Raw genomic sequence first — 13011 nt, forward strand, 5'->3', positions numbered from 1 at the left:
CTTAATTTGCGATGTGTAATTGATTTAAATGACAATACCCAACGCACTTTATTTGGATTGCCCATCCTGTGGCGAGAATGCCGTGCATGAGGTTCTCAGAGGTAAAATGGGAAAGAAGCAGGACACACTCGAGGCAACCGTAAAGTGCCAAGAATGTGGCCACACATACACAACCGTAGTAAGGGAGCCAGAATCACTAAAGATACCAATCATTGTCTCTGACAGAAGCGAATCTCATAGAGAAGAGATTGAACTCATGGAAGATGAGATTCTCAGTGTAGGAGACGAGATATTCCTCGGAGAAAGCCAGCTGCTGGTTACGGCAATAGAATCTAAAGGAAAGAGAGTTGAAAACTGCGAACCTGCCAACATTGATACAATCTGGGCTAAAAAGTTCGACCATGTAATAGTTAAGATTTCCATCAATAAGCATACCCAGACGATACCTGCAGAGCTGGAGGCACTCCCCGATGAGGAGTTTTATGTAGGCGACCTGATGACAATCGGCACAGAAAAAGTTGCAATACACAGCATAAAAACAGCATCTGGTATGGTAAGACGCGGCAGTGCTGAAGCAAGAGATATCGTCAGGATATACGCCAAAGCCGTAAGGACAACTTACTCTTGAATCACATAAGGCAGGATGTCGGCGATGGTCTCGCTTTTAACGACTGCGTCGGCACCTTCCACAATCTTTTCATCGATTGGGTTGAAAGCGATTCCAAAGGAGCATTCTCTGAACATCGGCAGATCTGAAAAGCTATTGCCTATTGCAAAAGTCCTGTGTTTAGTGGTGTTATACTTTTCCTGAAACTTCACTACATACTGACCCTTGTCTTTCAGATCTACATTCGAAATTCCATCGCCGGTGAGGAAACCATCTATGTCTCTGTCCAGATCATTTGCAATATATGCATCAAAACCGCATTCTTTGGCGATTCTTGCTGCTGTAGCCATCAGTCCGCCGCTGATGATTATGCATTTTATATCAAACCAGTGAAGTCTGCGTACAGTTTCTCTTATGCCGTTAATCACCGGCACATTTTCTAAAATCTTTGCAACATCATCTACGGTAATGCCGGGATACTTATCCATCCACCTCTGGATATCTCTCCGCATAAATTCCTCATCATCGATTTCTTTATTTAGATAGGCTTTAAAATCGCTGCTGTTGTCTATACCAAGTTCCTTGTTTATCCAAGACCAGGAACTGGAATAATTAACGAGTACTCCGTCCATGTCAAAGACTGCCAGATCATATTTGGTCAGACCATTTGACATGAATGAATTAGACTCCGCAGCCATATCTGCAGCACAACCATAGTTATTATTTAATTTTGCGCAGACAGGCCTCTGCTGACAAATGCCCTGCTGTTGTTAAATATCCGCGTGCACATTGGATAATCAATGATAACCATTCTGGGCGTAGGACATGTGTTTGACATCGCCAAACAAGTAAGACACATTATTCTGCAGTCTGATTCAAAAGCAGTCTGTATAGAACTTGATCCAGTCAGGTATCATGCATTGCGTAATCCAGATAAGGAAAAAGCCAAAACAGGCCTGACTTATGACATGATGGCAAGTTTTCAGAGCAAAATAGCCGAAGATTACGGCGGAGAAGCCGGTGACGAGATGATCGCTGCAGTGGATACTGCGACAGAGATGGGGATTGCATTCTGTCTGATCGATGTCGATGCTCGCTCCTTATTTGACAGGATTCTCAAGGAAATGACATTCGGTGAAAAAGCGAAACTGTTCTTTTCATCATTTGCCGCCCTGTTTGTAAGAAAGAAAACCATTGAAGAGGAGTTAAGCTCCTATGAAGACAATACCGAACTGTACATGGCAACCATGGGAAAACAGTTTCCTACAATGAAAAGAATTCTGGTAGATGAACGCAATGAGATCATGTCCAAAAACATAATCAAAGCTGCAGATATGTATGGAGATGTTGCAGTAGTCATCGGCGATGGGCATGTAGACGGAATTTTAAAGATTCTTGGAGACAGGGAGACGAAAGTATTCCGCTTGAAAGACATCAGAAATATGGAGTTCCCCGAATCAGACGTCAAGCTTGAACAGGACAATCTTACGCTTAAATACAGTTTTGAACAAAAGATTGAATGAATTTTTTTAAATCATATAACTCGTTAATGGACTCATGCGTGTTACTCTTCTGTCTTACACTAAAGATGCAGAAAAACTATGTTCTTCAGCGGCCAGATCATGTTATTCATCTAAAGGTGCAGATGAGTTGATGGAGAGATGGAATGAAGAAAAGATGGAAGGGTGGCTGGGAACCCCTCTGAGCAGCGGACACTATTCTGTTCTGGAACACGCATCATATACCTTTTCTGTAGAAGGAGTATCAAGAGCGATGACTCACCAGCTTGTGAGGCACAGAATCGCTTCCTATTCGCAGCAGTCACAGAGATATGTTTCGATGGATCATTCTCAGTACATCATGCCGCCTTCTGTGGCAGAAGATAAAGAAGCCGCTGAAAAATTCAAAAAGATGATGGACAGCGTCTGGGAGTGTTATGATTTTCTTACTTCCAGAAATGTGCCGGCTGAAGATGCCAGATATGTGCTTCCGAATGCATGTTCCACCAATATAACTGTAACAATGAATGCAAGGGAACTTCTGCATTTCTTGGAACTGAGAACCTGCCGCAGAGCTCAGTGGGAGATAAGAGAAGTTGCCGAAGAAATGCTGAGATTGGTGAGAGATGTATCTCCCTACATCTTCCATAATGCCGGTCCCAGCTGCATCTCCAAAGGTCATTGCCAGGAAGGAAAAATGAGCTGCAAAAATCCTAGGACTGAACTCATGCCCTCCTCTTCAGAATGATGTATGCGGCTGCAATGCACAGAGTTCCGGCGGAAACTGCCGCTGTGAGACAGACAACACTGTTAAGTGGCAGGTAATCTGGAGCTTCTCCGCTTACAGTAAGTTTCAGTACGCCTACCCAGGGAATTTCAGCAGCAGCCACTCCGATTATATCTTCATCAAGGATCGGGGAATCCACTGAAGATAATGAAGTCTGATCTATGTATCCCACTGTACCCAATTTGGTATTTCCTGTATTGTTGTCGCCCATGGTTAAAAATCCGCCGTGAGGGTCATTTCCCATTTTTTTCAGGATTTTGTCAAGATCAATCGGGACTGTAATATTCTTGAATCCTATGTTATAAAGGTAGACAATACCTCTCAGGTTCTCCCAGCCTCCATTGGATGTAGACCACATCCATTCAGGGAGCAGCGACAGCTCTGGAATATTGAAAGTGCCGTCTCCATTGTAGATGACTCTGCATATTGCCCTGTGGATTATGGGAATGTCTGAAAGATCAGTATGATAAAGAACCACATCTCCATATTCTCCAAACTGAGTGTATCCTTCTGAAACAGACTGTGCATAAGTCATGATCTCTGAAGGACTCTTTTGATAGTCAATGATTACAAGATCTCCAGTATCTAAGATGCCCAATTCGCTTTTGTTGTCATCGTGCTGCATGCTTCTTGAGGAAATCACCATCGGTGGTGAGAGAATCGATTCGAAAACTGCAAGTGTCAAAAGAGAAACAAGTACCAGCGATGCAGCAATGGCTAGAATTTTGGAACGTTTCACAGATGTAACTACGTAGCTGATAGCGAATAAAACCGTTCGTTCCCTTGGAAAATTATTATATAGCGTATTAACCTAACCACCGCTACCAGGTGGAATAATGGGAAATATCAGACCCACTTACATTAAAAGGATTGCTCTCGAACTTGCACAGAAATATCCAACTTTGTTCAATGAAGACTTTGAAAACAACAAAGAATTGGTTTCCAAATTGACAAATGTAGACTCAATTGTCATGAGAAACCGCATAGCTGGTTACGTTACCCGTTACTGGCAGAATATGGAGCAGTAAGCTCTTCATATTCTGCCAGGCGCGCCGTGCAGGCATATTTTTATCAATCTTAGCTGTAAGCATGACATTTTACAATTTTTGATATGTTTTAAACACCCTCTCGAGACAAGCTACGCTGCGAAAGGGGTTAATATGGGAACATGATACAGGAAGTTGCCCGAGTGGGGTAGCTTGGATATCCTAAGAGATTGCGGATCTTTAGACCCGGGTTCGAATCCCGGCTCGGGCGCATCTCTCATTCTTCTAATTCAATTCCGTGGATCGAACCTATTTCTATTTTCCCTGGAGGAAGTATTCTGGAGATTTCTTCTTCTGGAACTGCAAAGGCTTTAGACAGCTTGGAAGAAATTTTCCCGGCATCTGTTTTTCCAGGAACAATCACCACATATCTGCTGGACTTTGAAGAAACAGACTTCACAGGTCCGCACATGATTTTTCTGCCGCCTTCATATTCTATTTCTCCTACAGCAAGTTCCAGAGGCAGGTGATAAATGTAATTTCTTTTTCCTCTGATAACGAATGCTCCCCTGGGAACGAATTCTCCTGACTGCGGCATCTTGCTCACCTGATCCGGGAGTACCCAGTATGCTGTGCCTTCCTGAGCTCCTGTCATCCAGGCTTTTGAGTGAGACAATGCGAATGCGCAAACTTCCTCCATTTCTTCTTCGTCTGCCTCAGCTCCATTTACAATTACTGTGCTGGGAGCCCCATGAATATCAGCATGGGCAAATTTTTCTGTAGCTTTGAGATGCTTTTTTACAAGTTTGTCATTAGAGTGAGCATCTCTGCCAGCAATAACTAAGTGGCCGTTTGAAGTTATGAACCATTTATACCTCTCAAACCAGTATTCTTTCGTCTTTACTGCTGCTGTTTTGGAGTTAGAAGCGTCCTTTTCTGTTTCTTTCACCCTTTTAGCCAGTTTTTTCTCGGTGTCGGCGAGAGCATCCTGCGCTCCCTTCGCCTTAGCTCTGGCATCTTTAGATAATGAATAAAGCATGTTGGCATTGCCCTCTATGGAAAGAGTGTAGTCCAAAAGAACCTGTCTCTCAGCGACAGTTACTTTCATAGTATGATTTTTAGGATCGATCTCGCTGATTACTGAATGAGGTTTGACAGTCTCTCTGATTTCATCCCATGTTTTTCCTTCTACAATTTTGCTGAATTTTTTCAGGAAAGCATCAACATCTGAATACTGAGAGTAGATAGCTTCAGCCTGCTTAGAATAGTCTTCTGCAACTGCCAGCTGAGCATCAATGGCTTCCTTTTGTCTTGTATATAATCTTTTGAGTCTGCTTACTTCCTTATCTTCCTGAGGTTCATCATTTCTGATATTTTGTACATAGTGATGAATCGCAGTTGAGAAGTTTTCATATTGTACAGTTTCAAAACCTTCATGCTGTTTCAATGGAATGGGAGAGACATCTTCCAGTTCTTCATTGATGATTATCTCTCTGGCACTGATGGAGTTCTGCGCCTCTGAAAACATCAGTTCGATCTGGTCATAAAGAGTCCTGATATTTTCTTCGGTAAGCTCTGCTGCCTTTGTATTCTTCATTATGCCTGCTCTCAGACAGGCTTCTTCTGCATATTGCCCGCCTATGTTAATCTCAGTAGCCAGCGTTCTCACGGCATCTGAAGATGAAGCAGCCACTGTCTGAGAAAATGAGCCGTAATCCATATTGCGAGGGTTGAATTTTGTCTGCGGGAAGGCGTATTCAACACCTGGACGTACTTCACGATGTCTCCATTTCCTGGAGATGATTGAGTTCAGAATTTTTCCTTCCGAGACAAGAATGAGGTTTCCACCGCTGAATAACTCAATAATCAGCTGATATTTGGCCTCAGCTCGTTCAAGATCAATCAATACTATCCTGTCAAACTCTCTCTGAGATACTTTTACAACTCGGAGATTGCTCAAATGCTTTCTGAGATTGACTGCAAATTCTGAGGGAATATCTGGAATATCTGGTTTCCCTGGTGCAATATACAGCCATTTCAGGTCTTTGAGCAGTACTTCTTTTCTTCCGTCTGGCGAGTTGACGCGTAATAGGACGTTTCTTTTATCCCAATGAAAAATTTTGTCTACATATCCGCCCACGATAGCCTGCAGTTCAGATGTCATCGCAAGAATATCGAACGCGTTCATCTCGTCTTTCATAGATATCCTTACAGCAAAATAACAGATAAGCTTTGCCGGCAGGCTTTAATTATCCGTTAGTATGTATACGGTGTGTTGATAGACATACAAGACGTAATTATGCAGAGGCTGGGACAGCTTGAAGAAGACGGTGCCGATGAGTATGAGATGGAATTTGAGATTCTAACTCAGGATAACCTAGGCATAATCCAGTTTTTCGATGATGATGTACTTCTGGGAACGGAGTTTGTTGAGACACACGTAAGTTTACAAAGAGAAGATCTACTCGATGATTACCTGGACGCATATGAAGACGGTTTTGTTACAATAATTGTTCCAGATGATGCATATTTCGAAACTGTAGAACACATAAAGAACGAATTGGATGAAGCGGCTGATATTTACAGTTACAGTGCTTTGGGGATTCGTCCTACACCCATGGCAAGTTGATCCCTACTTCTTTTAGATTTTATACATACAATCTTCCCTGAACAAAGTCACTCAAGCGCAGGGGAACCATCATCTCAATCATATTCCCCTGCGCATATGAAATGAGAATGAATTAAGTTAAGTTGAATTTGAGTTGATTGAAGTTTTGAAGTTTGAAATGATTTTTGATTTTGATATTGAAATATCTAATTCATAAATGATTTGAGTTGATGCTTTGAGTCTGAATTTGATTTATGATTTGTGAATTGATTTGTTTTGAGTTTTTTGATATGTTTTGATTGATTGTTTTTTATGTGATTTTGATATGTCTGGACTTAGTTTGTTTTCTTCTGTTTTGTTCTTTGTTTTGTTTATTCTGTTCTTTGTTCGTTTATTTAATTAGGTGTTCGAATGCATTTTCATTGATTTCTTTGATTATTCTTTGTTTTGATTGAATGTATTTTCATTGTTTTCTTTGTTTGTTCTTTCTTTTCTTTGATTATTTTGATTATTCTTTCATTCTTCTTCTTTGTTCTTTTCTATTTTCTTTCTGTTCTTTGTTTTATTGAATGCATTGATTGCGATTATTTGGTTTTTAGTTTTTGAATCGATTTGCAATTCTCTTTCTCTTTTTCTTTGTTCTTTGATTATTCTCTTTTGTTTATTCTTCTTCTTTCTCTTATTCTTTCTTTGTTCTCTTTGTTTATTCTTTCTTTTCTTTGATTATTTTGATTATTCTTATTGCTGATTGAGTTTGCAGTTTTGGTTTTGAAAAAAATTGTTTTTTTGTTTTTGATTTTGGTTTCTCTTTTCTTTTTTGAGTTTTGAAGTTAGAAAGTGATTTTAATTTCAGTCTTTGAGAAGAGAAGGCAAAAATGGTGATTGAATGAAAACAGAAAAGAGACTGACAATGGCTCTGAGCGTCTTAGTTGCGCTTATGATGCTAGCTGTCCCTCTCGCATCTTCAAGCAACTTGTTCGTGGATGGGGGACAGACAAACTCTAACGGCGATGCGCCAAACTTAGGTGCTGCGCCTGGTGAGGGTTACACTATAACATTTCAATTGAACAGTGATGGAAAGAGTCTTGATGCAGTAAAAATCGATACATTACCTACTAAGATTGCTGTACCAAAGGCTGACAACTCTAATGGTGCCGATGAGATTACGATCTCATGGTATCAGAATGAGAAAGGCGATTTATGTGCATTGGTTACTGATAAAAGAGTTACAGTTCAAAAGTTAATTAACGCTTTATACTCTACCGAGGCTGGAAATGCCAGTTTAATTACTAAAGGCGAATATGAAATAGATAATTCTGATACTGAAACCAACTCACCTTCAAAAATAACCAAATATGCATACGATCTTACCTCATGGAAAGATGCAAACTCTGGTGTTATGTATCTTTACAAAAACATCGCTACTGAAGATAAAAGTCCTGCAATTGATAAAGATATGACTTTCGACGCTCAGTGGCTTCTTGATGAGAAGAACTGTGTAGAAATTCCTGTCAAAGTCACTTTTGATGGTGAAACAAAAGAATATGTGAAAGCATATCCTTACAAAGCCAACAGTGATAATACTCAAATAACTGTAGATCCTGCATTCTTTAAACTTTCAGCTACAGAGAAAATTATGGGTGTTAAAACTACTGGACAGTCTGTAAATCCAACCGACCTTTCAGCAAATACAACTCTTTCAAGCTATAAATCAGACGAAGTGGTTTACACATTCGCAATGAAAGATTCTAAAGATGTTGAACTATCAGATGAAAAAGACATTGTGGTTGCTGATAACTCAATTATCATCAATTACACTTTAAAATCAACATACAGCAAAGTTACTGTTTCTTCTGCAATGTTTGAAAATGATGTTGTGATGTACACAAAGAACAATACACCTTATACCTATGTCAATGTGTACTATGCATTACAGAATGTAACGGATGACAATGGAAAGAAGATATTCGAACCAGCTACAATAAATGATGCAGACGGAAGCGTTCTTGTAAATGATGGTAGCTATAAAGCAACAAGCTGGAATGACAATGTGCCATTAGATAGTGCAGCAAATGCAGTACCATCATTAACATTAAATGCTACATTAAACTCATACAAAGTAGTCTTTATGGTTAACGGAGAGTATGAAATAGTTACTGTTAACTATGGAGAATTATCTGCTGACAAATGTCCTCTTGACATAACTGGACTTAGCGGATGGTATATGCCTAAGTATGCTACATCAACAACCTCAAATGATTATTCTGGATTTGAGGGATTTTACTTTACAGAGTCTAATATAGCAGATTTGGAAAAGAAAGTTACAGACAGCAAAGGAGCATACGTGCCAGTATTTATTGCAGCATTTACCGCAGATCCATCATTTGCAGTATTTAATGCAGTAAAGAATAATGATGGAAACTTTGGTGACAAGGCCGTTACGAATGTAGTAATCCCTGTGAAAGCTGACAGCACTATACCCGAACCAGCGGCTTCACCAGTTTACAAAGAAAAGACATTATTCTTAGGATGGACCGGATATGATACATCTAAGAAAGCTGAGGATTATAAAAATGAAGTAGACGAAGTAACAGTAGCTGATAAAGTAATAACTTTTTCTGCTAGCGTTACCACTTACAAATATTTGATTACATTCTATGATGGTGATAAATCAGTTGGTATATTTTATATGAGTACTGGTACTGGATTAGTAGATGAAAATTCATTGAAAACGGATATAGCTGCAATTCAGTATGATGGAAACTTGTATGGTGCTCCGACTGGTGAGACAGTCAAAGGAGAATATAAAGCGATTGATGCATACGATGATTTAATCCATTATGCAAAGAATGGCTACAAGATCAAACAATGGAATGACACCGATAAGAGTGCAATGATTACTTTCGCTTCAGATGGCAAAGTAAAAGACGTTAACCTTAAGGTTATTAAGTCTAACATCAGTCTCTACGGTCAATTCAACGCTGAAGAGTATGTAATATCATACAGTGGTAACACCGCTACCATGACAAACGAAATGAAGCAGTTTGTCAAAGTTGATGAGAATGTAAATCTATTCAGCGACTCTACCTTCAGCAATGACGGTTTCAAACTAAAAGAGTGGAACACAAGGCCTGATGGAAAAGGCACATCATACAATCTTGGTACTTCTTTCAGCCTATCTGGTGAGCAATACAAAGATCTCAAAGATGTAGATGGGGATAAAACATTCACACTCTATGCCATCTGGGAGAAAGTAGGAAGTTCTGACAACCCAAGCGGCAACACTGATGGAGACAATGATAACAGCAACAACACTGATACTTACTTACTTGCAGGTATCTTAGTTGTGATCATCATTCTGATCATCGTTGTTGCAGTTGTACTGAGAAAGAAGAACTGAAAGTAAAAAAAACACTTAAGTAAAATCAATTAAAGTCAGAGTTTAATCTCTGACTTTTCAAATTTCTTTTTTTAAAATAAGTTTTTTCAAGAAAAGTTTCACAAGATCAAACAAAAGAAATAGAAAAAAGTAAGTAAAAGTTAATAAAAAGAATCAGTTAAGATTCTTATTTACTAACTTCGTTAGTTTTGTTTTTATCAGTTTAAGATTTAAAGATTTTACTTTCTTCTCATCAGTACAATTCCTACAATAGCAAGAATTGCAATTACAGCAAGCATTCCAGCGATGAGGTATAATGCAGTGTTGTCACTGTCATTGTTTCCATCAGTGTTACCGCCAGGAACATCTGAGCCAACTTTCTCCCAGACTGCATAAAGTGTGAACTTTCCATCTTTAAGGTCTTCATACTGAGCTCCATTCAGAGTAAATGAAGCACCTAAGTCATAGTTAGTTCCGCTTCCATCTGGTCTGTCACTCCATCCAGTGAGTTTATATCCATCATATACAAATGTTGAATCACTGTATAATTTAACAGATTCATCAACGCTTGCAGTCTGACTCATTGAACCGACATTGCCATATGTGTTTGTGTAAACAATATCATATTTTTCAGCTTTGAATTGAGCGTACAGATTCAGATCATCTTTCATGTCCTTGATGTTTACTTTCATGCTGCTGATCTTTCCATCTGCCCATTTGAATTCAACGTCTTTGTTCTTATCAGCATCATTCCACTGGGTGATGTAGTATCCATCTTTTTCAGGAGTTAAGATTTTCGCAAATGCTTTTGATGATTCCTCAGTATATTGTGAGTAGGCTTTTCCATCAATTTCCCATGCAACAAGTCCAGATTCAATGTTTGTTGTTGGAGCTGCAGAATAATAGAATACACCGACTACTTCTGATCCATCATAGAATGTGATTATATATTTGTAATCAACAGCATCGGCAGCATACAGAATTACCTCGTTAGCTGCACCATATGCATCTTTTTCACTGTATGCAGTTTCAATGGCAGGATATGTGTAGTTAGGTTTAGCAGCCCCATCAGAGACTTTCGTAATCTTTGCAGGATACTTGTTCCATGAAATGAATAATGTTTTAGATTCTTCACCATAAATGGGTTTAATCGAAGGTACAGTTATTTTATCCCCTGATTTGCCCGGAATGATTAAGTAATTAACGTATTCATTTCCGAATGTTCCAACCATTGAGCTAATAACTTCTGCGTCATTACCATCATCAGCATCTTTGTCGCCACTTTTGTATGTGTAAGAATTAGCATTAAATACCGCATAGGAAGTGCTGCTTGAAGGAGTGAAACATGCAATCAGAACGGCTGTTGGTTCTTTTTCGGTAGTTCTACCTGTAACATCTTCGACAGATCCCACATCGCTTGTTGATGCGAAGTTAAATGATTTTATAGCTGTGAAGGTTCCAGCTTTGTAGGATGTATAATCAATAGATACCCAGTGATTTACACCGCTGATATCAAGTGTAGTCTTATCAGCACTTAATTCTCCAAATGGAACATATACATATTCAAACTGACCGTTTACCATGAAGATAACATAGTATCCATTCAGTTTAGCATCTAATGTCAAAGGAGAAGAAGCATTGTTTTCACTCTTTAATAATTCAGCTCCTTCATTCCATCCAGTTAATTTATACCCGTCTTTTGTAACATCATCGGTAACATCCAATATTGGAAGATCATATGTTAGCTTTCCTGCATTAGTCTCATTTGCAAGACTATCTGCCCCACTCAATGCATTATAAACATCAGCGTACGAGTATGATCTCAGTTTACTGGCATATAATGTGACAGATCCATCTTTGAAGATTTCTTTGTTAAATGCAATGGAGTTTACAATGATTTTTGAAAACTCCTTGTCGTTAAATGTATATGTCATTGTTAACTTGCTTGTAACTGGAACTTTCACTGCCTTTGAAGAAATTTCTTTTGAAATTTCTTTATTGTCTCCATATGTTGTTTTGAATGTATAGATTTCTGTAATTTTATCTTCAGAATCATTGGCATTTACAACAATTCCGTATGTGTTAAGGTCGTCAATGCCGACATTTAAAAATGATCCTTTAGAAACTGTGATATATACATTCTTTTCATCAATATTAGTATCAACCGTCTCATACTTTGGGAACGCTTTCACATATTCTTTGGTCTCTCCCTCATAAACAACATCTACTGGAATCTCAGCATATTTTGAATCATCAAGCAGCCACTTGGCTGTAAATGTCATATCCTTTGTAATCTTGTCACCGTTGTTAGAGCTTGGAATAGCGTTATTTTGTTTATCTGGTCCAAAAGCTGCTTTTGTATCATTGTTTTCAAAGGAGTCTAAAATGTATCCTGTTTTTTCAATTTTGAATACTTTATCGGCACCGGAAGTATCTGTTAATGCCCAGATAAGCTGCTGGATTGTAACGTCACCGGTTACAACAGCAAATATATTACTGTTTTTATCTTTATACCAAGTAGCTCCTGAAACAACCGGGCTGTTGCTAGCGTTGTTTAACGCAACAATAAGATCATCTAACTTAGTCTCACTTACTTGGTCTAAACTAATTCTTCCTTCACTGCCTTCATTCAAAATAAAATCAACTCTATATGACGTGTCACCACTTACAATTGGCGCATCGCCGTTAGAGTTTGTCTGTCCCCCATCCACGAACAAGTTGCTTGAAGATGCGAGAGGGACAGCTAGCATCATAAGCGCAACTAAGACGCTCAGAGCCATTGTCAGTCTCTTTTCTGTTTTCATTCAATCACCATTTTTGCCTTCTCTTCTCAAAGACTGAAATTAAAATCACTTTCTAACTTCAAAACTCAAAAAAGAAAAGAGAAACCAAAATCAAAAACAAAAAAACAATTTTTTTCAAAACCAAAACTGCAAACTCAATCAGCAATAAGAATAATCAAAATAATCAAAGAAAAGAAAGAATAAACAAAGAGAACAAAGAAAGAAGAAGAATGAAAGAATAAGAAAAGAAATGAGAATTGCAAATCATTTCAAAAACTAAAAACCAAACAAACAAGAAACAAAGAGAAAGAATAATCAAAACAATCCAGACATATCAAAATCAATTCAGACTCATCAAAAAA

At 38.7% G+C, this 13011-nt stretch carries 10 protein-coding genes and 1 tRNA gene; 7 read left to right on the top strand and 4 right to left on the bottom strand.

Going from position 1 to position 13011, the window contains the following annotated elements; translation table 11 throughout:
* The first annotated feature begins 28 nt into the window (after positions 1 to 28).
* Positions 29 to 628 carry an HVO_0476 family zinc finger protein gene (locus tag H729_RS00560; RefSeq protein WP_048133763.1) on the top strand — a complete coding sequence of 200 codons (600 nt, stop codon included), beginning with the start codon at positions 29 to 31 and terminating at the stop codon, positions 626 to 628.
* On the opposite strand, the gene H729_RS00565 is transcribed toward H729_RS00560, so the two are convergent.
* Entirely contained in the window at positions 619 to 1305 is a 687-nt protein-coding gene (locus tag H729_RS00565; protein WP_020448054.1) for an HAD family hydrolase, read from the bottom strand. The genes H729_RS00560 and H729_RS00565 overlap by 10 nt on opposite strands.
* 102 nt (positions 1306 to 1407) lie before the next feature.
* Here H729_RS00565 and H729_RS00570 point away from each other — a divergent pair, with 102 nt between their 5' ends.
* Together H729_RS00570 and thyX are read left to right on the top strand one after the other, a co-directional pair.
* Positions 1408 to 2130: a TraB/GumN family protein gene (locus H729_RS00570; protein ID WP_020448055.1), complete on the top strand. Its 723-nt coding sequence runs from the start codon at positions 1408 to 1410 to the stop codon at positions 2128 to 2130.
* Positions 2131 to 2164: 34 nt separating this feature from the next.
* On the top strand, positions 2165 to 2854 hold the full coding sequence (thyX, locus tag H729_RS00575; protein WP_020448056.1) for an FAD-dependent thymidylate synthase: 690 nt from the start codon (positions 2165 to 2167) through the stop codon (positions 2852 to 2854).
* Here thyX and H729_RS00580 read toward each other — a convergent pair.
* Positions 2832 to 3632 (bottom strand): S26 family signal peptidase, encoded by an 801-nt coding sequence (locus H729_RS00580; protein ID WP_147554360.1) that lies wholly within the window; start codon positions 3630 to 3632, stop codon positions 2832 to 2834. The genes thyX and H729_RS00580 overlap by 23 nt on opposite strands.
* A 97-nt stretch (positions 3633 to 3729) precedes the next feature.
* Here H729_RS00580 and H729_RS00585 point away from each other — a divergent pair, with 97 nt between their 5' ends.
* Both H729_RS00585 and H729_RS00590 read left to right on the top strand, forming a co-directional pair.
* The gene (locus H729_RS00585) at positions 3730 to 3921 is read left to right on the top strand and encodes a 30S ribosomal protein S17e (protein WP_020448058.1); all 192 of its coding nucleotides are present in this window, start codon (positions 3730 to 3732) and stop codon (positions 3919 to 3921) included.
* Positions 3922 to 4076: 155 nt separating this feature from the next.
* Positions 4077 to 4150, top strand: a tRNA-Arg gene (locus tag H729_RS00590).
* 6 nt (positions 4151 to 4156) lie between these two features.
* Here the strand turns inward: H729_RS00590 and rqcH are convergent.
* Positions 4157 to 6079, bottom strand: coding sequence for a ribosome rescue protein RqcH (rqcH, locus tag H729_RS00595; protein ID WP_020448059.1), 1923 nt, complete (start codon positions 6077 to 6079; stop codon positions 4157 to 4159).
* Positions 6080 to 6154: 75 nt separating this feature from the next.
* Between rqcH and H729_RS00600 the strand changes: the two genes are divergently transcribed.
* Positions 6155 to 6508, top strand: coding sequence for a hypothetical protein (locus tag H729_RS00600; protein ID WP_147554361.1), 354 nt, complete (start codon positions 6155 to 6157; stop codon positions 6506 to 6508).
* 865 nt (positions 6509 to 7373) lie between these two features.
* Positions 7374 to 9887: a hypothetical protein gene (locus H729_RS00605; protein ID WP_020448061.1), complete on the top strand. Its 2514-nt coding sequence runs from the start codon at positions 7374 to 7376 to the stop codon at positions 9885 to 9887.
* A gap of 218 nt (positions 9888 to 10105) precedes the next feature.
* On the opposite strand, the gene H729_RS00610 is transcribed toward H729_RS00605, so the two are convergent.
* Positions 10106 to 12670: an InlB B-repeat-containing protein gene (locus H729_RS00610; protein ID WP_020448062.1), complete on the bottom strand. Its 2565-nt coding sequence runs from the start codon at positions 12668 to 12670 to the stop codon at positions 10106 to 10108.
* Positions 12671 to 13011: the final 341 nt, after the last annotated feature.

It is taken from the genome of Candidatus Methanomassiliicoccus intestinalis Issoire-Mx1 (assembly GCF_000404225.1).
GTDB lineage: Archaea > Thermoplasmatota > Thermoplasmata > Methanomassiliicoccales > Methanomassiliicoccaceae > Methanomassiliicoccus_A > Methanomassiliicoccus_A intestinalis.

Excerpts from the sequence above, each read along its gene's own strand:
- thyX (WP_020448056.1), top strand. The coding sequence starts at position 2,165 with ATGCGTGTTACTCTTCTGTCTTACACTAAAGATGCAGAAAAACTATGT.
- H729_RS00565 (WP_020448054.1), bottom strand. The coding sequence starts at position 1,305 with ATGGCTGCGGAGTCTAATTCATTCATGTCAAATGGTCTGACCAAATAT.
- H729_RS00605 (WP_020448061.1), top strand. The coding sequence starts at position 7,374 with ATGAAAACAGAAAAGAGACTGACAATGGCTCTGAGCGTCTTAGTTGCG.
- H729_RS00610 (WP_020448062.1), bottom strand. The coding sequence starts at position 12,670 with ATGAAAACAGAAAAGAGACTGACAATGGCTCTGAGCGTCTTAGTTGCG.
- H729_RS00560 (WP_048133763.1), top strand. The coding sequence starts at position 29 with ATGACAATACCCAACGCACTTTATTTGGATTGCCCATCCTGTGGCGAG.
- H729_RS00570 (WP_020448055.1), top strand. The coding sequence starts at position 1,408 with ATGATAACCATTCTGGGCGTAGGACATGTGTTTGACATCGCCAAACAA.
- rqcH (WP_020448059.1), bottom strand. The coding sequence starts at position 6,079 with ATGAAAGACGAGATGAACGCGTTCGATATTCTTGCGATGACATCTGAA.
- H729_RS00585 (WP_020448058.1), top strand. The coding sequence starts at position 3,730 with ATGGGAAATATCAGACCCACTTACATTAAAAGGATTGCTCTCGAACTT.